This is a genomic window from Parahoeflea halophila (assembly GCF_900220985.1).
Classification (GTDB): Bacteria; Pseudomonadota; Alphaproteobacteria; order Rhizobiales; family Rhizobiaceae; genus Hoeflea; species Hoeflea halophila.
Genome location: NZ_OCPC01000001.1, coordinates 1,190,271 through 1,215,118 on the forward strand (window position 1 = coordinate 1,190,271; position 24,848 = coordinate 1,215,118).

General features: G+C 60.0%; 21 protein-coding genes. 3 read left to right on the forward strand and 18 right to left on the reverse strand.

The features are described from left to right. Window positions 1–82 precede the first annotated feature (82 nt). Window positions 83–985: an RNA polymerase sigma factor RpoH gene (gene rpoH / locus CRO46_RS05625; RefSeq protein ID WP_097105800.1), complete on the forward strand. Its 903-nt coding sequence runs from the start codon at window positions 83–85 to the stop codon at window positions 983–985. 128 nt (window positions 986–1,113) lie between these two features. Here rpoH and CRO46_RS05630 read toward each other — a convergent pair whose 3' ends face one another. Next, a complete protein-coding gene (locus tag CRO46_RS05630; protein ID WP_097105802.1) occupies window positions 1,114–2,949 on the reverse strand; it encodes a hypothetical protein in 1,836 nt (611 codons plus the stop codon). A 54-nt stretch (window positions 2,950–3,003) separates the two neighbouring features. Continuing rightward, on the reverse strand, window positions 3,004–4,302 hold the full coding sequence (locus CRO46_RS05635) for an adenylosuccinate synthase (RefSeq protein ID WP_097105804.1): 1,299 nt from the start codon (window positions 4,300–4,302) through the stop codon (window positions 3,004–3,006). 326 nt (window positions 4,303–4,628) lie between these two features. On the opposite strand from CRO46_RS05635, the gene CRO46_RS05640 reads away from it, so the two are divergent. Further along, a complete protein-coding gene (locus CRO46_RS05640; RefSeq protein ID WP_097105806.1) occupies window positions 4,629–5,507 on the forward strand; it encodes a DMT family transporter in 879 nt (292 codons plus the stop codon). 44 nt (window positions 5,508–5,551) lie between these two features. Here CRO46_RS05640 and CRO46_RS19815 read toward each other — a convergent pair whose 3' ends face one another. Continuing rightward, window positions 5,552–6,361: a hypothetical protein gene (locus CRO46_RS19815; RefSeq protein ID WP_143438963.1), complete on the reverse strand. Its 810-nt coding sequence runs from the start codon at window positions 6,359–6,361 to the stop codon at window positions 5,552–5,554. Between the two features lie 265 nt (window positions 6,362–6,626). Between CRO46_RS19815 and CRO46_RS05650 the strand changes: the two genes are divergently transcribed. Further along, window positions 6,627–7,571 carry a lysozyme inhibitor LprI family protein gene (locus CRO46_RS05650; RefSeq protein WP_097105810.1) on the forward strand — a complete coding sequence of 315 codons (945 nt, stop codon included), beginning with the start codon at window positions 6,627–6,629 and terminating at the stop codon, window positions 7,569–7,571. Window positions 7,572–7,674: 103 nt separating this feature from the next. Here the strand turns inward: CRO46_RS05650 and serA are convergent, their stop codons facing one another. The 15 genes from serA to ybgC all read right to left on the reverse strand — a co-directional run bounded on the left by serA (window position 7,675) and on the right by ybgC (window position 24,733). Next, window positions 7,675–9,270 (reverse strand): phosphoglycerate dehydrogenase, encoded by a 1,596-nt coding sequence (serA, locus tag CRO46_RS05655; protein ID WP_097106538.1) that lies wholly within the window; start codon window positions 9,268–9,270, stop codon window positions 7,675–7,677. Window positions 9,271–9,356: 86 nt separating this feature from the next. Further along, window positions 9,357–10,532 (reverse strand): phosphoserine transaminase, encoded by a 1,176-nt coding sequence (locus CRO46_RS05660; RefSeq protein ID WP_097105812.1) that lies wholly within the window; start codon window positions 10,530–10,532, stop codon window positions 9,357–9,359. A gap of 158 nt (window positions 10,533–10,690) precedes the next feature. Further along, on the reverse strand, window positions 10,691–11,536 hold the full coding sequence (locus tag CRO46_RS05665; RefSeq protein WP_097105814.1) for an outer membrane protein: 846 nt from the start codon (window positions 11,534–11,536) through the stop codon (window positions 10,691–10,693). A gap of 234 nt (window positions 11,537–11,770) precedes the next feature. Continuing rightward, window positions 11,771–12,616 (reverse strand): outer membrane protein, encoded by an 846-nt coding sequence (locus tag CRO46_RS05670; RefSeq protein WP_097105816.1) that lies wholly within the window; start codon window positions 12,614–12,616, stop codon window positions 11,771–11,773. A 374-nt stretch (window positions 12,617–12,990) separates the two neighbouring features. After that, window positions 12,991–14,343 carry a phosphoglucosamine mutase gene (glmM, locus tag CRO46_RS05675; RefSeq protein ID WP_097105818.1) on the reverse strand — a complete coding sequence of 451 codons (1,353 nt, stop codon included), beginning with the start codon at window positions 14,341–14,343 and terminating at the stop codon, window positions 12,991–12,993. 167 nt (window positions 14,344–14,510) lie between these two features. Beyond that, window positions 14,511–16,454, reverse strand: a complete 1,944-nt coding sequence (ftsH, locus tag CRO46_RS05680; RefSeq protein ID WP_097105820.1) for an ATP-dependent zinc metalloprotease FtsH — start codon at window positions 16,452–16,454, stop codon at window positions 14,511–14,513. 98 nt (window positions 16,455–16,552) lie between these two features. Continuing rightward, window positions 16,553–17,923: a tRNA lysidine(34) synthetase TilS gene (gene tilS, locus CRO46_RS05685; RefSeq protein ID WP_179758961.1), complete on the reverse strand. Its 1,371-nt coding sequence runs from the start codon at window positions 17,921–17,923 to the stop codon at window positions 16,553–16,555. A 16-nt stretch (window positions 17,924–17,939) separates the two neighbouring features. After that, window positions 17,940–18,800: a tol-pal system protein YbgF gene (ybgF, locus tag CRO46_RS05690; RefSeq protein WP_244577774.1), complete on the reverse strand. Its 861-nt coding sequence runs from the start codon at window positions 18,798–18,800 to the stop codon at window positions 17,940–17,942. Between the two features lie 204 nt (window positions 18,801–19,004). Next, window positions 19,005–19,544 (reverse strand): peptidoglycan-associated lipoprotein Pal, encoded by a 540-nt coding sequence (gene pal, locus CRO46_RS05695; RefSeq protein WP_097105827.1) that lies wholly within the window; start codon window positions 19,542–19,544, stop codon window positions 19,005–19,007. A 132-nt stretch (window positions 19,545–19,676) separates the two neighbouring features. Next, on the reverse strand, window positions 19,677–20,984 hold the full coding sequence (gene tolB, locus CRO46_RS05700) for a Tol-Pal system beta propeller repeat protein TolB (protein WP_425479217.1): 1,308 nt from the start codon (window positions 20,982–20,984) through the stop codon (window positions 19,677–19,679). A gap of 24 nt (window positions 20,985–21,008) precedes the next feature. Continuing rightward, window positions 21,009–22,076 carry a hypothetical protein gene (locus CRO46_RS05705; RefSeq protein ID WP_097105829.1) on the reverse strand — a complete coding sequence of 356 codons (1,068 nt, stop codon included), beginning with the start codon at window positions 22,074–22,076 and terminating at the stop codon, window positions 21,009–21,011. A 10-nt stretch (window positions 22,077–22,086) separates the two neighbouring features. Further along, window positions 22,087–22,539 (reverse strand): protein TolR, encoded by a 453-nt coding sequence (gene tolR / locus CRO46_RS05710; RefSeq protein ID WP_097105831.1) that lies wholly within the window; start codon window positions 22,537–22,539, stop codon window positions 22,087–22,089. 9 nt (window positions 22,540–22,548) lie between these two features. After that, window positions 22,549–23,265 (reverse strand): protein TolQ, encoded by a 717-nt coding sequence (gene tolQ / locus CRO46_RS05715; RefSeq protein WP_097105833.1) that lies wholly within the window; start codon window positions 23,263–23,265, stop codon window positions 22,549–22,551. 245 nt (window positions 23,266–23,510) lie between these two features. Further along, the gene (gene map, locus CRO46_RS05720) at window positions 23,511–24,263 is read right to left on the reverse strand and encodes a type I methionyl aminopeptidase (RefSeq protein ID WP_097105835.1); all 753 of its coding nucleotides are present in this window, start codon (window positions 24,261–24,263) and stop codon (window positions 23,511–23,513) included. A gap of 23 nt (window positions 24,264–24,286) precedes the next feature. Continuing rightward, the gene (ybgC, locus tag CRO46_RS05725; protein ID WP_097106540.1) at window positions 24,287–24,733 is read right to left on the reverse strand and encodes a tol-pal system-associated acyl-CoA thioesterase; all 447 of its coding nucleotides are present in this window, start codon (window positions 24,731–24,733) and stop codon (window positions 24,287–24,289) included. Between the last annotated feature and the right edge of the window lie 115 nt (window positions 24,734–24,848).

Below are 24,848 nucleotides of genomic sequence, written 5' to 3' on the forward strand. Positions count from 1 at the left end.
AGGATAACTCGGATGCGATGTTCGGTCCGAGCCTGCCAGCTTGCCGTAAGGAAGCCGGAATTCGGGATAAGGGGGTGCTGTTATGGCCCAAGTTAAATTGCCGTCCATTTCTTCCGGCGAGAACGGTCTCAACCGTTATCTCGCCGAAATCCGCAGGTTCCCCATGCTGGAACCGCAGGAAGAATACATGCTTGCCAAGCGTTTCCTCGAACACGAGGACACCAAGGCTGCCCATAAGCTCGTCACCAGCCATCTGCGTCTGGTCGCCAAGATTGCCATGGGCTATCGCGGTTACGGCCTGCCGATCGGTGAAGTCATTTCCGAAGGCAATGTCGGCCTGATGCAGGCGGTCAAGAAATTCGACCCCGAGCGCGGTTTCCGCTTGGCCACTTACGCCATGTGGTGGATCAAGGCGTCGATTCAGGAATACATTCTGCGCTCCTGGTCGCTGGTCAAGATGGGCACCACCGCAAACCAGAAGCGGCTGTTCTTCAATCTGCGCAAGGTAAAGAGCCGCATCCAGGCCGTCGAAGAAGGCGATCTGCGCCCCGACCAGGTGGCCGAGATCGCCACCAAGCTCAACGTCACGGAAGAGGAAGTCGTCTCGATGAACCGCCGGCTTGCCGGCGACGCATCGCTGAATGCGCCGATCCGCGCCAGTGAAGGTGAATCCGGCCAGTGGCAGGATTGGCTCGTCGACGAATCCGAAACCCCGGAAGACATGCTGGTCGAGCAGGATCAACTGGATAGCCGCCGCGCCATGCTCAAGAGCGCGCTCGACGTGCTCAACGAACGCGAAAAGCGCATCTTCGAGGCCCGCCGCCTGCGCGACGACCCGATCACGCTGGAGGATCTCTCCACCGAGTTCGATATCTCCCGCGAGCGCGTCCGCCAGATCGAGGTCCGGGCCTTTGAAAAGGTTCAGGATGCTGTGCAGAAGGCCGCCTCCGCCCGCGACAAGGCATTGGTGACGGTCGAAGAGTAACCCTGAAACCTAAGATACATGAAAAAGCCCCGGAAGCGGAGACGCTTTCGGGGCTTTTTCGCGTGCGGGATCATGGGGTGGCCTCTCTCCCCTTAGCGAAAAGATTGCCGCGGGGGATGGAGCCCTACCTACCCGCCGGCCCGGCCCCAGGCGTCCAGGGCCTGGTTGAACACCTCGGTGCCGCTGGCGCCTTTCTCCAGCGTGATCAAGGCCTGGCGCCCGTTGGAATAGACCAGCGGAATGTCGATCCAGTTGCGCTGGCGCATCAGGTCGATATTGGCCGTTCGGGCCTCGTCCAGATCATTGAGCGCCACCATGTAGAAATCCTGGGTGATCTTGGCAGGCACCGCGATCAGCGGCGAGCCCTCGTCGGCCTCCGTCTGCTTGAAGGCAATGCGCTGCAGCTGGTCGATAGAGCCGCCGTCGAAATCCGGCGGCACCGCGAAGACGATCTCGACGAGATGGCTGGCCGGCAGCGACGGATCAGTATTCCGCTTGATCGTGAGCAGCGCCGAGAGGCCGGTATCGGGATTGTTGATCTCGCCGCGGATGACCTGCTCGTCCGGTCCGTCGCCCGATTGCTCGCTGACCAGGGTCCAGACCACTGTGCCCGGTTTGACTTCGAGCGACTGCTGGCCGAGGCGCTCCTCGTAGAGGATCATCTTCTGCGCCACGCCAAGCGGCTGCTCGGCAGGTGCTGCGGCGTCTTCGGGCTGAACCTCCGTATCGCCCGTGGCAGTTTCCGCCCCTGCTGCGTCAGCCGGGGCGGCATCGGTGAGTTCCGCCACCGAGCGGCCCTCGATAGTGCCATCTACGGCTGGGCCCGGTGCGGGACCTGGATCGGTCTCGGTGCCGTCCGGATTGAGACGCTGGGTGAATTTACCGCCGTCATCCGCTGTCTCCGGAACGGCCAGCGCGGTTTCAACCGGCTCGGGTTCAGCAGTCTCCGGGGCGGTCTCAGGTGCGGTGTCCGTAGCTGTATCAATGACCGCCGGCTCCGTGTCTTCGCTTGTGATCGGCGTGTCGACGGGCGAAGCGGAGAACATTGCGGTCAACGTGTCCTTGTAGCTCCAGCCCAGAACCGCGACCAGCCCGACAAAAACAAGAATGATCAACAGTGCCATCAGGCCGCCCTTGCCGCCTTTCGAGGGGGTCGCGCGGCGCATAGGCCTGGCTGCCGCGGGCTCACGCGGCGCCGTGTCGAGACCGAAAATCTCGTCATGCGCTTCGCCAACCGGGTCGTCTGACCGGGATCCTGCTGCGGGGCGGTCCAGTATATCATCGATGCTCGCAGCAGCAGGAATCGCACCGGCCGGCTTTTCCGTTGTGCGGAGCTTGTCCTCATCGTAGTGCGCCGGCCCGACAAACGGCTCCGGCTCGTCATACTCCACCGGCTCCGTATAGGGCTCGGGTTCTTCGTAAGTCTCCGGCTCCAGGTGGGATTCGGGCTTCGCATAGGGATCGTGCTCGAAACGGGGGTCGGATGTAAACGCGTGCTCCGGCTCCGCCGCGTGGTCGGGTTCCGGGTAAACCGCCGGCTCGACCAGGCCCGCCGGGACGGGCGCGGGGGCGGCAACGGGCCACGGCTCAGGCTCCGGCGCCGACACCACCTCCGGTTTAGCTTCCGGCTCTGGTTCGGGTTCCGGCTCGGGCTCAGGCTCTGGCTCCGGCTCGGCAAGCACCGGGCTCTTCTCCACCATGGATTCGAGTTCCGCCATCAGGGCGTCGGTCTCGTCCTCGTCGGCAGGCAGGGCTTCGGCGTGTTCAAGCTCGACCTCATCGATCGCAGCGCCGAGCTTGTTGAGCTGGCGCTGGATCACCTCGTCCGAGGGCGGCGGATTGATCGCCTCGAGCTGGCGGCGGATGGCGGCGCGCGCCTTGTCATAGACCTTGGCCCGGTTCTCCGGAGTGTTCTCCGAAAGGTTGTCGACCGCCTTCCGGATGACTGCTACAAAATCCGCCATGATCTACCCTGGTTTGGTGCCTCGAAGCGTTGCAAATCACGCTTTGGCGCTAACCTAGTCTTCAAACGGGTCTGTCACAAGTATGGTGTCATCCCGCTCGGGGCTTGTGGACAACAGCGCAACCGGTGCGCCGATCAGTTCCTCGATCCGCCGCACATACTTGATCGCCTGTGCCGGCAGGTCGGCCCAGCTGCGCGCGCCCACGGTCGTTCCCGTCCAGCCCTCGATGGATTCGTAGACCGGCTTGACGCGGGCCTGCGCGCCCTGGCTGGCTGGCAAATGGTCCATCCGGGTGCCGTCAAGATCGTAGCCGACACAGATCTTGAGCTCCTCCAGCCCGTCGAGCACGTCGAGCTTGGTCAGCGCGATGCCGGTGATGCCGTTGACGGCGACCGACTGGCGCACCAGCGCGGCATCGAACCAGCCGCAACGCCGCTTGCGCCCGGTCACCGTGCCGAATTCATGGCCGCGCTCGCCCAGGAACTGGCCGGTGTCATCGTTGAGCTCGGTCGGGAACGGTCCCTCGCCGACGCGCGTGGTATAGGCCTTGGTGATCCCGAGCACATAGCTCAGCGACCCCGGCCCCATGCCCGAACCCGCTGCCGCCTGGCCCGAGATCGTGTTCGAGGACGTCACGAACGGATAGGTGCCGTGGTCGACATCGAGCAGCGTGCCCTGCGCGCCTTCGAACAGGATCCGCTCGCCGGCCCGGCGTTTCTTGTCGAGAAGCAGCCACACGGTTTCGCGGAACGGCAGGATGCGGTCGGCCACCGAGGTGAGTTCCTCGAGGATGGTCTCGACCGAGAACTCCGGCTGACCCAGCCCGCGGCGTAAAGCGTTGTGGTGGGTCAGCAGCCGGTCGACCTTGGCCGGCAGCGTATCGAGATTGGCCAGATCCATCACACGGATCGCGCGGCGGCCGACCTTGTCCTCGTAGGCCGGCCCGATGCCGCGCCGCGTGGTGCCGATCTTGGTGCCGGAATTCGACGCCGCGTCCTCGCGCAGCGCGTCGAGCTCGCGGTGCAGCGACAGGATCAGCGTGGCGTTGTCGGCGATGCGAAGATTGTCGCCATTGACGACGACGCCCTGCTTGGCCAGCCGGTCGATCTCGCTGACCAGCGCATGCGGATCGATGACCACGCCATTGCCGATGACGGCGAGCTTGCCCGGACGGACGACGCCCGAGGGCAAGAGCGACAGCTTGTAGCTGACGCCGTCGATGACCAGCGTATGGCCGGCATTGTGACCGCCCTGGAAGCGCACGACGACATCGGCGCGCTCCGACAGCCAGTCGACAATCTTGCCCTTACCCTCGTCACCCCATTGCGACCCGACGACAACTACGTTGGCCATGACAACCCCTTGCAAAGCGGCCCCTGACAGGGGCCCGGAAAACAAAACCCGCGCATGCATACAGACTTGGGTCATCAAAATCGACCCTCGGGCGGGGCAATCCGGCGTTTTTACGCGACAATTTCACGCCTGACCGGCAATCAACCCGGGTCAGCGCGGCAACCGGCAGCGAAATTCCGGCAACCGCTGTGCCAGCCCTGGCGCACTCCCTGCACGGATGACTTTCAGAAATTGCCTGTGGCCCGGCGAAATCCCTGTGATAGACAGTGTGACGGCTGCCCCCCGCCACGTCCACCCGAACCGCCACAAAGCCCGAAAGCCTCGCCTTGATCATCCGCGCCTACCTGTTTCTGGTCATCACCGCCCTGTCCTGGGGCGACAATGCCGTGGCGGGCAAGATGGCCGTCGGCCACATTTCGCCGATGCTGCTGACTTCGCTGCGCTGGGCCATCGCCCTGACCATCCTCATCAGCTTCACCCTGCCACAGCTGCGCCGCGACAGGGAAGTGATCCGCGCCAACCTGCCGCTGCTGATGGCCTATGGAGCGATCGGCTTCACCTTCTTCAACAATCTGCTCTACTCGGCGCTGCAATACACAACCGCGATCAATGTCGCCATCGAGCAGGCGGGCATGCCGATGGTGATCTTTCTGGCCAATTTCATCCTGTTCCGCATCAAGGTGACGTCGGCGCAGATCGTGGGCTTTCTGCTCACGTTGTCAGGCGTGGCGATCACCGCCTCGGGCGGCAGCCTCGACCGGCTGATCGGGCTCGAGCTCAACCGCGGCGACGCGCTGATGCTGCTCGCAGTCCTCTGCTATGGCGGCTACACCGTGGCGCTGCGCTACAAGCCGCAGCTGCACTGGCAATCGATGATCACCGTGATGGCAGCCTCCGCCTTCCTTACTTCGCTGCCCTTTTCAGCCTTCGAGGTGGCGCGCGAGACCGTGATCTGGCCCGACACCACCGGCTGGCTGGTCGCTGCCTTCACCGCCATCTTCCCCGCGCTCGTCGCGCAGGTGCTGTTCATCAAGGGCAACGAGATCATCGGCTCCAACCGCGCCGGCATCTTCATCAACCTGGTCCCGATCTTCGGCACCCTGCTCAGCGTGATGATTTTGGGCGAGATGCTGCATCTCTATCATGTCGTGGCGCTCGGCTTGGTGCTGGGCGGGATATGGCTGTCGGAGCGGGGGAAGGGATAGGTATTTAGTATATATAAATTGAGCTCAAAACGAACCGACAAATCTCAGAGTGCACGATATAATACATTTACCGACAGAAGGTAAAATGTCTGAACAGTAGGAATTGATAGAATTATTAACCCAAAAATATAAAATATAAGTGTCAGCATTCGAGCCGAAAAACGACTATACTCATCAGTTTGATATTTTATATATGCAATATCTCTCGAAAAATTAGGAGCCTGCCCGTAAAATGGTACTGTATAGACCCAGTTTATCCTTACCTCATTAGCCATGGCTATCCCATATTTTGTAAAATCATAATATCCTGCACCATTCATAACTTCCATAAAATCGGGTATGTCTTCATACTCCACCTCAGCGCTGCCATCAGGCGTCGCACCTACTTCAGCGCTTTCATCGCTCTCTGCAATATCAGCCGATTCGGCGGCATTGTATAACTCCTCAAGGAGACCGTTCATTTCTCCAATCAAAGTATCTGGATATGAATAGTTTGCTCGATAATCCTCTCTATCAAAATCATATTCGTGCGCTTTTGCAAATGCCTGCACTACATATCTCAGATGTGATTTTGCAAGATTTTTCGAATCTCCAATTGGTGTCGATGAAACGTATTCAAGCTGGTTAGGTTGCGTTTGAATATCGCTTGGACACGCAAGGGAGAATATTATCGAACCAAAACCAAGAGAGCATAAGCCAAAATATGTAAAATATAATGTATTAAGAGAAAATTGATTTCCATTTAATTGACCAATATCTTCCAGAAAATATGGCGCTAATGAAAATATTTTGGATGTATTATCATTGAAAATAAGAACGACGCCTAGCAATGGAATTATTGCAGTCAACCGCATTGGCGCCGAACGCCCAACCCTTGAGAGAGTTGACCAAGTGATCACCTCAGAGAATTTCGTAATTTGATTTCGCCAAAACCAACCTCGAAACAAATTTTCCACCTTTGAAAGGGCGTATAAAATTTTCCAAAGTAATGTACGATATCTCCGATTTTCCCAATTGTCTGCCTAGGATCCTCGAAATGTATGACCAACATCTCTAGCTTTGAGATGTTTGTTGTGAACAATCCCGATACAGGATGACCTGTGTGCGGAGGAATTAATAATGCGGCGTACTTCCTATCAACAGATAATTGAACAGCGCCTGCGTCGGGGTGATCACCATCGCCTCGGGATGGAACTTGTTTCTCAAATCACTGCACTTCGTGCAGATGCCGTTTCGGTTTCAACCCTAAGGTCATCATTCTTTGAATTCATTCCTATTCGGTATGTGACTACGTTAGAGGTGTTTATTCGCGGAATCGTCTCAGAGTTAGTAGATAGTAGTGAGGCTTATTTTGAGCGAGGCGAAAAGCTAACAAAAGGCGCCAAAGTTGACCTCACCTTCGCAGCGCACGTGGATCGGCATGAACTCACCTTAGGTGATTTTGTTGCGCATTCAATTTCTTTGAATAGCATCGAAGCAGTTCTAAACGTGCTCGAAACTCTGGTTGTCGATTTTTCCGAAAAGCTTAAGCTAGCACACCCAAGATGGCTAGAGGAACGGGAACGCTGGCCACTCCCTCCGATTATCAAAAACTATAACAATGTGATAGGCTCGCTCTCTAAGCTCTATAGTGTCCGCCACATTTTGACACATGAACTTCCATCATTGCCCGTCTTCGATCCGTCCGAAATTGATAGTCTTACTGAGGCTGTACTATGTTTTATTGAGGCAACAGACTGGGTGGTTGTCGAGTCACTGCATGGTGCCATTCCGAAGACGCAAATATCGATGAACATTGGGGCCAGAGATGTTCTGATTGAAGAAGAGACAAAGCTTGCGGAAGCGCTAATTGAAGTCACAGCTTTGGAGGGCATCGACAAGGAGAACTTGCGTGCGCTGCAAGCTCGTTGGACGGAATGGGCTGATGCACAGACGAATCTCGTAGCCTCGCAATTTCATGGAGGCTCAATGTATGCAATGATTTGGGCTTCCGAAAAAGCTGAGTTGACACGGGAGCGTACTGCCCAGCTAGTGCGCTTGAAAAGCGAATGGATGGACGCTTGAAATTACGCTTACGGTTTTGTTTCTACAGAACCATGGCTAACCGCCCCCCAATGCCCTCAGGCTCCGGGAGGCGGCGCATCGTTCAGGCACCGGTGCTCAACCCTCAGTCCACGTTGAACACCAGCGGCTTGGCCTGTTTGATGGCCTCGTGCGAGGTGAGCTTTGTAAGCACGTTCTGGCTGACCAGATCGTCGACGTAGAGCAGCGCGATGGCGTCGCCGCTTTGCTTGTCGCGGCCGAGCTGGAAGTTGGCGATGTTGACGCCGGCATCGCCCAGCGTCGAGCCCATGAAGCCGATCATGCCCGGCACGTCGGTGTTGGCGATGTAGATCATGTGCTGGCCGACTTCGGCATCCATGTTGATGCCCTTGATCTGGATGAAGCGCGGCTTGCCGTCGGAGAACACGGTGCCCGCGACCGAGCGGGTCTGCCGCTCGGTGGTCACCGACAGCTTGATGTAGCCGTCATAGACGCCCGACTTGTCGCGCTTGACCTCGGACAGGATGATGCCCTTTTCCTTGATCATGATCGGCGCCGAAACCATGTTGACGTCGGCCACCTGGTTGCGGATCAGGCCGGCCAGCAGCGCGGATGTCAGCGCCTTGGTGTTCATGCCCGCGGTCACCCCGTCATAGAGGATCTCGATCTCCTTGATCGGGCTTTCGGTGACCTGGCCGGCAAAGGAGCCGAGCACGTCGGCCAGCCGGATGAAGGGTTTGAGGATCGGCGCTTCTTCCGCCGTGATCGAGGGCATGTTGATGGCGTTTGAGACCGCGCCCTTGATCAGGTAATCCGACATCTGCTCGGCCACCTGCAGCGCCACGTTTTCCTGCGCTTCGGTGGTCGAGGCGCCCAGGTGCGGGGTGCAGACGACGTTCTCGAGGCCGAACAGCGGGCTCTCGGTGGCGGGTTCGGTCTCGAACACGTCGAAGCCGGCGCCGGCGACATGGCCCGACTTGATGGCTTCCGCAAGGGCTGCCTCGTCGACCAGGCCGCCACGGGCGCAGTTGATGATGCGGACACCCTTCTTGGTCTTGGCCAGCGCCTCGGCGTTCAAAATCCCGCGGGTCTTGTCGGTCATCGGCACATGCAGGGTGATGAAATCGGCGCGCGCCAGGAGCTCGTCGAGCTCGAGTTTGGTCACGCCCATTTCCTCGGCCCGCTCCTTGGACAGGAACGGATCATAGGCGGCCACATGCATGCCGAGCCCGATCGCCTTCTTGCAGACGATGCCGCCGATATTGCCGGCACCGATGACGCCGAGCGTCTTGCCGGTGATCTCGACGCCCATGAACTTCGATTTCTCCCACTTGCCGGCCTGGGTCGAGGCGTCGGCTGCGGGCAGTTGACGGGCGACGGCGAACATCAGCGCGATCGCGTGTTCGGCGGTGGTGATCGAGTTGCCGAAGGGCGTGTTCATGACGATGATGCCGCGGCGCGAGGCGGCCGGAATGTCGACATTGTCGACGCCGATGCCGGCGCGGCCGATCACCTTGAGATTGTCGGCAGCCGCAATCAGCTTCTCGGTCGCCTTGGTGGCCGAGCGGATCGCCAGGCCGTCATACTGGCCGATGATTTCGAGCAGCTTTTCCTTGTCCTTGCCGAGCTTCGGCATGAAATCCACTTCAACGCCGCGATCGCGGAAGATCTGGACGGCGGTTTCCGACAGGGCGTCGGATACGAGTACGCGAGGTGCCATGATGGCCTCCATTGCTTAGGTCAGATTATGGGGAATGGGCATGTGGGCCGCACCGGAGGGGATCCGGTGCAGCCATCGGCCTGGTCTCAGGCAGCCTGGCTGAGCGCGGCCTTCTCCTGGGCGAAGGCCCAGGACAGCCACGGCATCAGCGCTTCGAGATCCGAGGTCTCGACGGTTGCGCCGCACCAGATCCGCAGACCGGCCGGCGCATCACGGTAGGCGCCGATATCGAGCGCCACGCCTTCCTTGTCGAGCCGCGAGACAAGCGCCTTGGCGAAGGCTGCTTGCGCATCGGGCGCCAGAGCCGACACTTGCGGGTCGGTGATCACCAGGCAGACCGAGGTGTTGGACCGGGTCGCCTCCACCTTGGCGAGATTGCCGATCCAGTCGTTCTCGGCGACGAAGCGATGCAGCACGTCGGCATTGGCATCGGCCCGGGCCATCAAGCCCTTGAGACCACCGACGCTTTTGGCCCAGGTGAGCGCATCGAGATAGTCCTCGACGCAGAGCATCGACGGCGTGTTGATGGTCTCGCCCTTGAAGATACCCTCGATCAGCTTGCCGCCCTTGGTCATGCGGAAGATCTTTGGCAGCGGCCAGGAAGGCACGTAGCTCTCCAGCCGCTCGACGGCGCGGGGGCTGAGGATCAGCACACCGTGGCCGCCCTCCCCGCCCAGCACCTTCTGCCAGGAGAAGGTGACGACATCGAGCTTGGCGAAGTCCAGATCCTGCGCGAATGCCGCCGAAGTCGCGTCGCAGATGGTCAGCCCCTTGCGGTCGGCGGGAATGAAATCGGCGTTGGGAACACGCACGCCGGAGGTGGTGCCGTTCCAGGTGAACACCACGTCGCGGTCAAAATCGATCGTCGAAAGATCCGGCAGCTCGCCATAAGGGGCCGTGATCTTGCGCACGTCGTCGAGCTTGAGTTGCTTGACCACGTCGGTGATCCAGCCTTCGCCAAAGCTCTCCCAGGCAACCATGTCGGTGCCGCGGGCGCCGAGCATCGACCACATCGCCATCTCGACGGCGCCGGTGTCGGACGCCGGAACGATGCCGATGCGGTAGTCATCCGGCACGCCGAGGACTTCGCGGGTCAGCTCGATGGCCTGGCTGAGTTTGGATTTGCCGATCTTGGCCCGGTGCGAACGGCCGAGCGCCGCATCGATGAGCGCTTCGGGCGTCCAGCCGGGACGCTTGGCGCAGGGACCAGAAGAAAAACGGGGATTGGCCGGACGCAGGTCCGGCTTCGTAACAGTCGTCATAATGCTACCCTTCCAGATAGTGGCCCCTCGTTGGGGAGGGGTGGCCCACTGACGGGGTTAATCCCGCGGCCATCCGAAGTCAAGCGGCATCATGCGCTGCACCATGTGAAAAAGGGCGGAGATGATCCGCCCTCTTGCAACCCTTCGGTCGGCCGCGCCTACCAGAGATTATAGCGGAGGCCGACGCGGATTTCGTGCTTTTCGAAACCGTTGTCACGCACCTGGAAACCGGTTGCGCCTGCGGCCACGTTGGTGGAATCGAAGCCCGCCTGGTTGCCCGACTTGATCTTCGAGTACTTGTAACCGAGGTCCAGCTTGAGATCCTTGCTCAGGTCGTAGGACAGGCCGCCCATCAGCGCGTAGGTGAAGCGCCAGCTCTCGGTTCCCGGGCGGTCCCTGTCGGTCGCAGGAGTGGCGCCGCAGAGATTTCCGGCAGCCGATATGCAGGTCTGGTCATTGCGGTAGGACTTCCATCCCACCCTCGTGACACCGGCGCCGGCACCGACATAAGGCGTGAACCCGACGAAGGTGCCAAGGTCGACATAGGCATTGGCCATGAAGCCGTATTGCTCATAGGACTGGCCGTCCGCGCTGGCGCACTGGCCCGTCGTGAGCCCGGCGCAGGCGGCTGTCGAGCTGGTGGTGCCGGCAAACCGGCCCCTGGCGTAATCGAAGCTCAGGTCGCCGCGCAGATAGTCGGTGAAGTTGTAGCCTACGCCCAGGGATCCCGACCAATCGCCGTTCAGCGTGGAACTGTCGAATGGGGTGGTGGTATAGGTTGCCGGCGGCCCGGCGCTGAAGACCGAATAATTGGTGGCAGCACCGCTGGTCCTGGTCGAATAGCCAAGATCGCCGCGCAGATACCATCCGGACCCGATCTCGACAGGCTGGGTTACCGGTAGCTCCTTGGCGTAGATGATTTCATCAAGATCCGCTGCCTGGGCCGGCGCGGCAATTCCCATCAATGCAGCAATGCTGGACGCCACTGCAATTCGCATAGACATGACCGAGTTCCCTTCGATAGATCCGGTCTGCCTTCGCCCGATGGCGCATGCAGGCCGCGTGAAGGTCACTATGAACAGGGCTGGTTAAGTCGCGGTTAATCATGTTCGTTAACCGTGTTTTTTATCACTTCATTGGCAGTTTCATGGGCTTCGCACGTCGCGGCACAAAAAAAACCGCCCGGCTGTTCAGCCGGACGGTCAAGGTCTTGCTCAATGCTGAGAGAGCGGCGGAATTTATTTGTAGACCACCGGCATGATCGGAGCCGGCTCGACATAGACTTCCTGTTCACAGCCGCCAAAGCCGTAGCGCAGACCACCGCGAACCTCGTGCGAGGTGATCGCCTTGTGCTGGCCCTGGTAGCCATTGCTGGTCAGGCTCTTGAACATGTTGCCACCGGAGATGTGGCGGTAGCGATAGCCGACATCGGCCTTGACCGCGCAGGTAACGTCAATCGAGGCACCGGCCATCAGCGCGTAGGTGAAGCGCCATCCGGCTGCGCCGCCATGGTTGAATGATGGATCGCACAGTGTCGGGGTAGCCGTCGAGCACGAGGTGTTGTTGAGGTCATCCCACTTGACGCGGGTGCCACCGAGGCCACCACCGGCGTAGAAGGTGAAACGGCCCTTCTTGTAGAGATCGACATAGGCGTTTGCCAGCAGGCTCAGACCTGAGACCGAGGTGATGTCGGTAGAGGTACAGGCGGTTGCCACACCACAGCTGCCGATGGTCGAGCCGCGGAAATTTGCCTTGGCGAAATAGTCAAGCGTCACGTCGGTCCGGAGCTTCTCGTTGATCTGGTAACCGACACCACCGCCAATGCTGTAGGAGTTGCGCAGCGAGGCTGTTGCAAAGGGTGCGTAGGTGCCCAGGCCGCCCTGGAAGAACTCGGCGCCCTTCATCTTGTTCCAGGAATAACCGACGTCACCGCGAAGATACCAGCCGCCCGCGGCTGAAACTGTCTGAACCGGGGCTTCGTAAACCGGAGCTTCAACATAGGGGGCCGGCAGCGCATCGGCAGCAATTGCTGCACCTGCACCGGCAAGCAGCATGGCCGTACCGGCCAGGAATATCTTTTTCATGACAGACTCCATCGTCGAGACGTGCGCTGTCGCCGGCTATGGTGACAACACGGTTATTGGTTCGAGATGGATAATGGAGCACAAACGTTAAAGCGCACTTAACCACGCCTCTTTACCAAGACTTGCGAAAATTCGAAGCAAATCGGTTGCGCAATACTGTCAGGCAGCGAAATCATCGCGTGCCGAATGGCAGTCAGGCAAGTACAGCCGACCGCAACGCGGACAGGTCCTTGGGAACGGCAGGCCTTAGGATGGCCATCAACAATGTGCATTGAAGCCTGTTGCCGGAGCAACAGCCAAAGTACCGAGGAACGGCAAGGGCAGGAGCCGGTTGGCCCGGGCAGTATTTGCCGCCCGGGCTCATTCTACCGGAATCAGGCGGCGTTGCGTACGCCCGAAATCACATTGATGAGCTGGTCGACAACAGACTCGATCTGATCCCGGTCGTCGCCTTCGGCCATCACACGGATGAGCGGCTCGGTACCCGACGGCCGGATGACCAGGCGTGCCGAGCTTCCCAGCGTCGATTCCGCATCCGCAATTGCTGTCTTTACCAGCGCATCGTTGAGCGGATTGCCGCCCGAGTGTCTGACATTCTTGAGGATCTGCGGCACTGGCTCGAACCGCCGGCAGACTTCCGATACAGGCCGTCCCATCCGCTGCACGCACGCCATGACCTGCAGTGCCGCAACAAGTCCGTCACCGGTGGTGGCGAAATCCGACAGCACGATGTGTCCGGACTGCTCGCCGCCGACATTGAAGTCATGCTTGCGCATGTGCTCGACCACATAGCGGTCACCCACCTTCGTTCGCTCCAGCGTCAAGCCATTGCCTTCGAGGAAGCGCTCAAGGCCCAGATTGGACATCACCGTCGCCACGATGCCATTTCCGCGCAATAAGCCGTCGGCGGCCCAGGATTCCGCGATCAGCGCCATCAGCTGGTCACCATCGATGACGGCCCCTGTTTCATCGACGATCAGCACCCGGTCGGCATCTCCATCCAGTGCAACGCCGATATCGGCGCGCACTTCATGCACCTTGCGCGCCAGGGCGACGGGATGGGTCGAACCGCAATTGAGATTGATATTGGTTCCGTTCGGCTCCTCGCCGATGGCGATCACATCCGCGCCAAGTTCCCACAGCGCGGCAGGCGCCACCTTGTAACCCGCACCGTTGGCGCAATCGATGACGACGCGCATGCCTGCAAGCGTGATATCCCTGGGCAGCGTCCGCTTGGCGAACTCGATGTAGCGGTCATGTACACCATCCACGCGCTTCGCCCGCCCGATCGCATCCGGACGCGCCAGCTGCAGGTGGATGTCCTCGTCCATCAACGCCTCGATGCGGTGCTCGAGCTCGTCGGAAAGCTTGAAGCCGTCAGGGCCGAAGAGTTTGATGCCGTTGTCCTGATAGGGATTGTGGGACGCCGAAATCATCACGCCGATGTCGGCACGCAGCGACCGGGTCAGCATCGCCACCGCCGGTGTCGGTATCGGGCCAAGCAGAAAGACGTCAAGGCCCGCAGCAGTAAAGCCCGCCACCAGAGCGTTTTCGATCATGTAGCCCGAGAGCCGTGTATCCTTGCCAATCACCACCCGATGCCGGTGATCGCCGCGGCGGAACAGATTTCCTACCGCGATACCGACGCGCATCGCCAGATCGGGCGTCATAGGCGCCTTGTTGGCCTGCCCACGAATACCGTCCGTGCCAAAATACCGCCTGCTCATAGAAGCCCCCAGAAGTGCAGATCTTTATCTTTGAGCCTGATTGATCCAACACATCAGCGCCAGAATACAATCAGATTTTGTTACAAATCGTTGCAATACACACAAAACAGCCGCCAGTCGGCGGCTGTCTACAGTATTTTGGTCAGTATGGTTTACAACGCCGCGGCCTATTGAGGCTGCGGTTCAAGTCCGGCATCAGGCTCGTCGCCCTCATCCTTCTTGCCGGAACCGCCCTTCTTTGCACCCGCGGTCGGAACCGCTGTGCCACGGCTTGGAGGCGTGTCGTCTCCGCTGTCCCGTGAAGGCTTTTCGCCACGGATCAGGGCACTGATTTCCTCGCCAGTCAGGGTCTCATACTCGAGCAGCCCTTCGGCGATGGCAATGAATTCCTTCTTCTTCTTGGTCAGGATCTCGCGGGCCTCGTCGTAGGCCTGGTCGATCAGCCGTCGGATCTCGCTGTCGATCTTCTGGGAAGTCGCTTCGGACACGTTCTTCTGCTGCGCCACAGAATGACCAAGGAAGACTTCCTGCTGGTTCTCACCATAGGCAACCTGTCCCAGCTCGTCGGAGAACCCCCATTCGGTCACCATCGCGCGCGCCAGCTTTGTGGCCTGAACGATATCGGACGACGCACCGGAGGTAATGTTCTCCTTGCCGAAGGTCAGTTCCTCGGCGACGCGACCACCCATCATGATGGCCAGTCTCGACACCATCCACTTGTAGCTCATTGAGTAGCGGTCGGCCTCAGGCAGCTGCATCACCATGCCCAGCGCACGGCCGCGCGGGATGATCGTCGCCTTGTGCACAGGATCGGCCGCCGCAACATTGAGTGCCACGATGGCGTGACCGGCCTCGTGATAAGCGGTCAGCTTCTTTTCTTCCTGCGTCATGGCAGTCGAGCGCCGCTCGGCACCCATCATCACCTTGTCCTTGGCATCCTCGAACTCGGCCATGGTCACGAGACGCTTGTTGCGCCGGGCAGCAAGCAGCGCCCCTTCGTTGACCAGGTTCATCAGATCGGCGCCGGAAAAGCCGGGCGTGCCGCGGGCGAGGACCTTGAGATCGACATTTGGTGCCATCGGCACGTTGCGCACATGCACTTTGAGGATCTTCTCGCGGCCATTGACGTCTGGAAGCGGCACCACGACCTGGCGGTCAAACCGGCCCGGACGCATCAGCGCCGGGTCAAGCACGTCAGGGCGGTTGGTGGCGGCAATCAGGATGATGCCTTCATTGGCTTCAAAGCCGTCCATCTCGACCAGCAACTGGTTGAGCGTCTGTTCGCGTTCATCATTGCCGCCGCCGAGACCGGCGCCGCGATGACGGCCAACCGCATCGATTTCGTCGATGAAGATGATGCACGGCGCGTTCTTCTTCGCCTGCTCGAACATGTCACGAACGCGGCTGGCGCCAACGCCTACGAACATTTCAACGAAGTCGGAGCCGGAAATGGTGAAGAACGGCACATTGGCTTCGCCGGCAACGGCGCGGGCTGTCAGGGTCTTGCCGGTACCGGGGGGGCCCACGAGCAGCACGCCGCGCGGGATCTTGCCGCCGAGCCGCTGGAACTTTTGCGGGTCGCGCAGGAACTCGACGATTTCTTCCAGATCCTGCTTGGCTTCATCGACACCGGCAACGTCTGCAAACGTCACCCGGCCATGCGCTTCGGTCAGAAGCTTGGCCTTCGACTTGCCGAACCCCATGGCACCGCGTGATCCGCCCTGCATCTGCCGCATGAAGAAGATCCAGACGCCCAGAATGAGCAATATCGGCAGCCATGAAATCAGGTAGCCAACGAGCGTGTTGGAACTGTCGACTTCGGGTTTGGCGGTGATCGATACGTTGCGCTCGTTCAGACGCTCGATCAGACCCGCATCACCGGGTGAATAGGTCTGAAATCCGGTGGCCGTATCGGTGTAATTGCCGGTTATCCGCTCGCCAACGATGGTCACATCGCGCACGCGGCCGGCATCGATATCCTGGAGAAACTGGGAATAGGCGATGTCACGGCCAGCAGTCCGATCCGTCGGACTTTGAAACATGTTGAACAACGCGATCAACAAAAGCGCGATGATTGCCCACAGGGCAAAATTGCGGAAGTTGGGATTCATACTCTTCCTCGGGGATCAGGGCCTGCAGCCACCGGCGCATAACCGTATTTCGTAAACTCAGTCTCTAACATAGGAGCCCTGTGTGGCATTGCCAAGGCTCAGACCGGCGTTTGTGATTGCACTTTCATCGCAGTTAACGCCGGAATACGGTGTAATTTGGTCCAGGGGCACTCCGGAAACGACCCGCGTCCTGCCAGCCGTGCCAGAGCCTGGGCGATAGGCAGTTGATCAACCGGCAAAATACGGGAGCTGCGCCCCAGCAGGGGGCGGCAGGTAAATCCTCCAATTACGCCGTCATTTCTATGGACCCGAGTAGAGTTTTCTCGCTTATCTCGGGTGAAACAAGGCAGAACGCCCGTCTCCTCACCTCCAGAAACATGTAGCGAAGAGGTCTTCGAGCGGTTGCAGATCTCGAACCGTCTGTCCCAGACGCCGCATGCGCCGGGAGCCATCATCAGCTCTGCGACATCCCGGCGCTCCCGTTCCACCGTGAGAAAGGAGCCCCGGTGGCGAACAAGCGTTCTCCCCAGGCTTACGACGGAGCCGCTCTTACTGCCGGGGATCGATGACAGGAAATCCCTAAGCGCTGCTTTGCCGCGCCTGTCAAGCGGACGCGAAGCCCCGCCCTGCCAATCAATCAAGGCCTCCAGTGCCGCTGTCACCACTCCCGCGGAGGCGGTGGTATCGAATCGCATCCTGACCGGAGCATCCCCCTTCACACTGCAGGCTGAATCGAGCAGCGCAGCTGCTTCACTGGCAAGTCGAAATCGCCGCATGGCGATCTCCGCCGAATCCTGACCTTCTTGTTCCGGGGTGTTGTTCTCAAGCTCCCGCCGCACCCGGACCCGTTCAAAGCGCGTGTCGGCATTCGAAGGATCCTCGATCCAGCCCACAACGCGCTGACTGCGAAGGAACTCCCGGATGGTTTCGCGGGAGACCTCCAACAACGGGCGCAGAACCCACATCCGCTCCTCAAACAGCGTTGCAGCGGGAATACCGGCGAGCCCCGGCGCTGCATCTGAAAAGCTACGTGCCCGGCGCATTGCCAGGGTCTCAAGCTGATCGTTATGCGTGTGTGCGGTCACCATCGCTGCAAGGCCCAGCCGGGTCGAGGCCCGCGCCAGCAGACGGTAGCGCGCCGCGCGCGCCGCTGCCTGCAGACCTGTTGCCGGCTGACCGCTCTGCCACGTCAGCGTTTCGTGCCGTATCCCGAGCCGCTTGCATTGAGCCTTCACCCAGCGCGCTTCATCGGCCGATGCGGGACGCAAACCGTGATCGACCGTAAGTGCGACCAGCTTGTGCGGCGGCAAGATGGCAGCGAGCCCGTAGAGCAGGCCGAGCGAATCCGAGCCTCCCGAGACCGCGATACCCAGCGGACGGCGGTCGCAGAGATTTGAGTGGAAATCAGTAAGACATTCCAGAAGGGGCTGCGGCTCTTGCGTCAAAACGCCGGAAACATCGAGCTCCACAGGGCGCAGCAACTGGTCAGCAGCTTGTGCGCTGCTGTTCTTCGCTCACCTTGGCGCGGACTGCGGCCGAGGCGCCAGGGTAACGGATCAGGACTTCGCGCAAGGTCGCGCAGGCGGTTTCGCGGTTGTCGAGCTTGGCCAGCGACATGCCGAGTTTGAGCAGCGTGTCAGCGCCCTTGTCGGCCTGCGGATACTGCTTGTGGGCATCGAGAAAGGTCTTTGCCGCTTCCTGGTACCTGCCTTGTGAATACTGTGCTTCGCCCAGCCAGAACATCGCGTCCGACGCCCGCGGGTCTTCCGGGTTATTGGCGACATAATCCTGGAACACCTGCTCGGCCAGGGCATAGTCGCCCGCCAGCATGTGGTTGTAGCCAACCTGATACAGATCGTCCGGCGAGGACAGGGCAGCAATGTCGTCGCTGCCATCCATCGGCTCGATGATGCCGCCGATGAGATCGCCCTTTTCATCGAACGTGATCGTGCCGAGATCGCTTGCAGGCGCGCCCGTTCCCTGCCCGGCCTGAGTGGTTGATGCCGTGGTCGACGATTCGATCCCCGGCTGGGTGACCGACGAGCCTGCGTCGCCACGCTGATTGCCGGTTTTCTCGAGCTCCTGGAAGCGGAACTCGTTGTCCTGCTGCATCTGGCGCATCTGTTCCTGCATTTGCAGCAGCTGGAAACCGAGCTCCTCGATGCGGCCATTGAGCCCGCGAACCTGTTCCTCGAGCTGCCCGATGCGGAACACCGGATCTCCGGTCTGCGCCAGGATCACGGGAGCACGGCTTGTCTCAGGGGTTTCAATGCTCGCGGGCGGCACCAGCGAACCCTGCGAAAACCCGGAAAGCAGCGGTGCCGCACTGGCAGGAATTACAATCATGCTGATCGCCGCCGCAGCGAATAGTCTGGAAATACTTTTCATCGGCCTGACCTCATTACACGGGCACTCGCCCTGACATCTGGATAACGCATGGCGGGACATCAAATCAACGCACAAACCGGCCAAACTATGGTCAAACGGACCCGCCTAACAAAGATGGCGGCCCGAAGACCGCCATCCAACGTTTCAAGACTACATCTGCCTTTAGCTGCCTGCACCGCCAAGCACGGTGACCGCGCGCCGGTTCTGCGACCAGCAGGAAATATCGTCACAGACTGCAACCGGACGCTCCTTGCCGAACGAGATGGTCCGGATACGGTTGGCTGCGACACCACGAGTGGCAAGATAGTCCCGGGTCGCTGCCGCGCGGCGCGCACCCAGTGCAAGGTTGTACTCGCGTGTACCGCGTTCGTCGGCATGACCTTCGATCGTGATCTGGTAGTTAGGATACTGGTTCAGCCACTGTGCCTGGCGATCCAGCGTTGCAGCTGCATCGGCCCGCACGACCGACGAGTCGGTGTCGAAGAAGATCCGGTCGCCGACATTGACGGTGAAATCCTGCTGGCTGCCCGGTGCAGCATTTCCGGCGAGACCAAGATCAGCGGCATTGTTTGGCAGGTTGTTCTTCTTCGAGGCGCAGCCTGTCAGCACGAGCGCTGTGAAAAGCGCGATCATTGCCGGGTTGCGGGCAAATTCTTGCATGCGGCGCATGGCCGGACTCCTTGGGATTGTTTGGTTGACCATTTGTAACCGCTCGCGGTTAATCGGCATTGAAGAAAGACGGTTAATTTTGTCTGTTTTTCGAATTTCTGGGCGCGTTTGAACGCACAATGCGGCGCAAACACGGCAGAATTCTGCCTTTTTCAAGTTGGTCCGCTATTCAAGTAACGGCGACCATGCCGGGTCTGAGGCATAGGACGGCGTCGCCACCAGCTGTTCGTTATAGCCCGTCAGATCGATCGAATAGATTTGCGGACCGCCCGAACCCGCCGGTTGACGGAAGAACATCAACACGCGGCCATTGGGCGCCCAGGTTGGGCCTTCGTTGTGGAATCCGGTGGTCAGGATGCGCTCGCCGGATCCGTCTGTCTTCATCACGCCGATCGAGAACTTGCCGCCCGACTGCTTGGTAAAAGCGATCAGGTCGCCACGCGGAGACCAGACCGGGGTCGAGTAGGATCCGTCCCCGAATGAGACACGGCGCTGGTTGGAGCCGTCTGCACCCATGATGTAGAGCTGTTGACGTCCGCCCCGGTCGCTTTCGAAAACGATCTGGCTGCCATCGGGCGAATAGGAGGGCGAGGTGTCGATGGCCGCGGTATTGGTCAGCCGCGTGGTCTGACGCGAGCGCAGATCCATCGTGTAGATATTGGCGTTGCCATCCTGCTGAAGACTCATGATCACCTTCTGGCCATCCGGCGAGAACCTGGGGGAAAAGGTCATGCCAGGGAAATTTCCAACCAGTTCGCGCTGTCCGGTTTCAAGCTGCAGCAGATAGACCCGCGGCTGGCCGCCCTCAAACGACATATAGGTGATTTCCTGGCGGCTGGGCGAAAACCGCGGCGTCAGCACGATATCGTTGGCATTGGTCAGCATGCGCATGTTGGCGCCATCCTGATCCATGATCGCCAATTGCTTCTTGCGGTCGGTCTTGGGTCCGCTTTCGGACACGAACACGACCCGGCTGTCGAAATAACCCTTCTCGCCCGTCAGTCGCTCATAGATCGAATCGGCGATGATATGCGCCACACGGCGCCAGTTTTCAGGCCGGGTGAAAAACTGCTCGCCCGACAACTGCTGATTGGCAAACGTGTCCCAGAGACGGAATTCCGCCCGCAGGCGGCCGTCGGCCTCGCGCGCCAGCCGCCCTGTCACCAGCGCCTGGGCATTGATGACCTGCCAGTCCTGGAACCGCGGCGCGGCGTCCGGGTTGGAGATCTTCTCGATGAACGCAGCCTTGTCAATCGGCGCGAACAGGCCCGACCGCTTGAGATCGGCGGCAACCACCGCGGCAATCTGCGCACCCAGTTCATCATTGGAAATGAAATCGGTGATGGCGATCGGCAACGGCTCGACATTTGCCTTGTTGATATCGATCTCGACAACCGCCCGTGCCGGGCTGGATGCCAGCAGCATGACTGCGGCCATCATCGCCAGTGGCAGGAAAAGAGTACGTTTGATCATTTTCATCATGCAGCCTTTCAGCGCTTAGAACATCTGGCTCGGATCGAAATTGACGATCACGTCCGACCATGAATCATATTTCTCTTTCGGCAACTGGTAGGGCTGCGCCCTCAGCACAGCACGCCGCGCGCTGCCTGACAACGTGCTGCGCGTGCCCGCCGATCCACCTGAAGCCGTCACATCCGGCTCGCCGATGATGTTGCCGGACGGATCGAGCCGCATCTTGACCGTTACCCGCACGTCTCCGCCATCTGCCATGCCTGGAATGATATTCCAGTATTTCTGGATCTGGCCACGCAAGGCATCCATCTCGCTCTGGCTGAGCGTGTTGCCGCGGGTGGTTTGGGCACCACCCAGCGAGGCAGTTTCGGTCGTGCGCCTGGCGCCACCACCCGCCGCATCCTGCTTGTTGAGCAATGCCGCCACCTGATCGGCGTTGAAATCGCTCTCCTTGGTCGAGGGTGTCTCCGTGGCTTCCGGCTCGGATACTGTTTTCTGCGGCTCGGGCCGTGTCTGTGGCACGGGTCCGGCACTCGGCAGGGACGCAAACTGCGGTTCTGCTGGTGCCGCCTCGGTGATGGCTTCAGCCACCGGATCTGGAGCAGGCTCGGCCGGTAGTGCGGCGACCTCAACCGGTGCCGGCTTCGGTTCTGCGGGCTTTTCCGCAGCGGGTTTGGGCGCTGGCTCCGGTTCTGGCTTCGGCTCGGCGACCTTGACCGGTTCAGGGGTCTCGGGGACCGGATCCGGCTTTGGCGCGGGCTTTTCCGCTGGTTTTGGCGGCGCCTCTGACACCACCTCCTTGGGGCTTGGCTTGGCTGCCTCGCTCGACTTCAGGTCGACCGAGTTGTCGCCGGCATTCTCAGCATCCGGCACGGGTTCCGGACGCGATGTTGGTGTCGGTGCTGCTTTCTCGGAAATAGGCGCTGTTTTCTCGCCCTGCTGGATCTGGGTGATTTCCTCGACCGGCACGATGCTGACCGGAAAGGATTCCACATCCTCGACCTCAAGCGTGCGCGGCGCAGTGAAGGACGACAGCGCCACCCCCAGCACCAGCGCATGCAAAACCGTTGATGTCGCTAGACTTGCCCTCATCAGCGCGCCGTCAGCTATCCTGTTCCTGAAGCGTCACCAGACCGAGATTCTTGAATCCGGCTGCCGAAATACGCGCCATCACCTTCATGACGGTGCCATAATCGGCATTGGTGTCGCCACGCACATAGATCCGTTCATTGTAGCCGGTGGTCGAAATCGCCTCGAGCTTGGCCACCACTTCGTCGACCGCGATCTCGGTTTCCTGCAGGAACACCTGACCGGTCGAATTCACCGAAACTGTGATTGGCTGGGTCTCGGAATTGAGCGCCTTGGCCTCGGTTTCGGGCAGGTCGATTGGCACCCCAACCGTCAACAGCGGGGCCGCGACCATGAAGATGATCAGCAGCACCAGCATCACGTCGACGAAAGGCGTGACGTTGATCTCGCTCAAGAGCTGCTTGCGGCCACCGCGGCGTCCGCGGCGCGAGCCGCCGCCCCGGCCACCCTGTACGGACATGCCCATACCGCCCTCCTATTCCGCTGCCTGACGAGCATTCGAACGCTCGTCGATCTGGCGCGAGAGGATGCCGGAAAACTCGTCGGCGAAACCTTCCATCCGGGCCGACAGCTTGCCGGCATCGGAGGAGAACTTGTTGTAGGCAATAACCGCTGGGATAGCCGCCAGAAGGCCGATGGCGGTGGCGAGCAGCGCTTCGGCAATACCGGGCGCCACCACTGCGAGATTGGTCGATTTCGACCCGGCGATCGCCTGGAACGAGGTCATGATACCGACCACGGTGCCGAACAGGCCGATGAACGGAGCAGCCGAGCCGATGGTCGCCAGCGAACTCAAGCGTGCTTCCAGCCCGTCGGCTTCGCGCGCCAGGCTCACATCCATGGCCTTGTCGATTCGCATCTGCAGTCCGATCGGCGACTTGGCGCCGCGCTCGAAGGATTTCTTCCATTCACGCATCGCCGAGACAAAGATCGCGCTCATGCCGGAGGTCTTCCTGTCAGACAGTGTCCGGTACAATTCCTCAAGCGATTGTCCCGACCAGAACACCTGCTCGAACTGATCGAGCTGGCGCCGGAACTTGCCAAACGAAATCCATTTGTCGGCAACGATGGCCCAGGTCCAGATCGACGCGCCGACCAGGCCAAGCATCACGAGCTTGACGACAAAACCTGCCTCCATGAAAAGTGACCACAGAGTCACGTCGCTGGTTGCTGCAAGTCCAACCTGTTCCATTCAATAAACCCTCGAATCCAAACGCCCGGCATTAGTACCGGGCGGCCAAGACGTCACTTTTGCCGGGAGACCAGAAGTGCGCGATTGCCGCCTTTTCACTTGCCTAGTCTTCTCACGGCCAATTTTGGTAAAAGGATGGCGCGAATACCCGCACAATCCTAATGGTTTCGGTAATAGTTCATTATGGTTAAGGCTTGGTTAGGATTCTTGGCCTCATCACCGCAGCTGCAGGCCCGTGCAACCGTTCAATCCGGATAAGTGAGAATGATCGGTCCATTACGGCTGGCGACAACCGTATGTTCGAACTGCACGGTTAGCGCGCGCGGGTGCGAGTAAAGCGTCCAGGTTCCCTCATCCGCGTCATCGGCAAAGGTTGCGCCAAACGACAGGAATGGTTCGATTGTGAACACCTGCCCATCCTGCATCAGCCGCTTTTCGCGCCGGTCGGGCCAGGTCGCAATCTCCTCGGGCTCGTCGTGCAGCGACAACCCGATCCCGTGACTGGCAAGGTTGCGGATCAACGTATAGCCGTTCTTCTTGGCAAACTTGCCCACCGACTCACCGATCGCTGCATAGCGGGCACCGCTTTTCACTTGCGCCAGACCCGCGTTCAGCGCCCGTTTGCCGTCACGCAGCAGGCGCGTGGTCTTCTGGGCAACCGGTGCAAGCCCGAACGACGCACCGGTGTCTCCAAAGTACCCATCCTTGAGCGCCGAAACATCAATGTTGATCAGGTCCCCGGCTGCGATGACCCGGTCCCCGGGAACGCCATGGGCAACTTCCTCGTTGATCGAGATGCAGGTCGCCCCGGGAAATTCGTAGCAGAATTCCGGCGCCGACTGCGCTCCGTTGGCCTCCAGGTGTTTCCTGCCGATTTCGTCAAGTTCACGGGTCGACATCCCCGGCTCCATGGCTTTCGCCATGACCTGTATCGTGTTGGCGCAAATCTTTCCGATATGCTTGAGCTTGTCCAGCTCGTCTTCCGTTGTGATCACCATGACGGCAGTCCTTTATCCTCGCTTCAGTCAGCGCCGCGCGTAAAGCGCGCCCGCAATTCATCCGGCAATCGACGTGCCCGGCCCAGCCCGTTGACCACGGCCACGGTGACCGCAGCAGTTGCCAGCACGTCGTCTCCGCGAAGAATGCTTTGCTGCAAAAGCATCCGCGCGCCTCGCACCTCGCCAGGTCTGGTAATGATGGTCAGCACATCATCCATCCGCGCTGGAGACTTGAACTCGATCTCCATCCGCCGCACCACAAAGGCGACCGCATCCGCAGGATCGCTTTGGGCATGCAGGGCGCCTTGTGAGACCCCCAAAAGCCGGATGTAATCCGTCCGGCCACGCTCGAAGAAATGCAGGTAGCGCGCGTGGTAGACGAAACCGGAGAAATCCGTGTCCTCGTAATACACCCGCTGGCTCAGCACATGGCCGCCATCCTGCAGATATCCTGAAAGTGATCGGTCCATGCGCCTCACCTGCGTGACATTCCAGCTCATTTTTCCACAGCATCAACGTGGCATTTGAGACAATCGTGTTTCTGTCATAAAACCGAACTATCAGGATTAAAACCATGCAGGCACA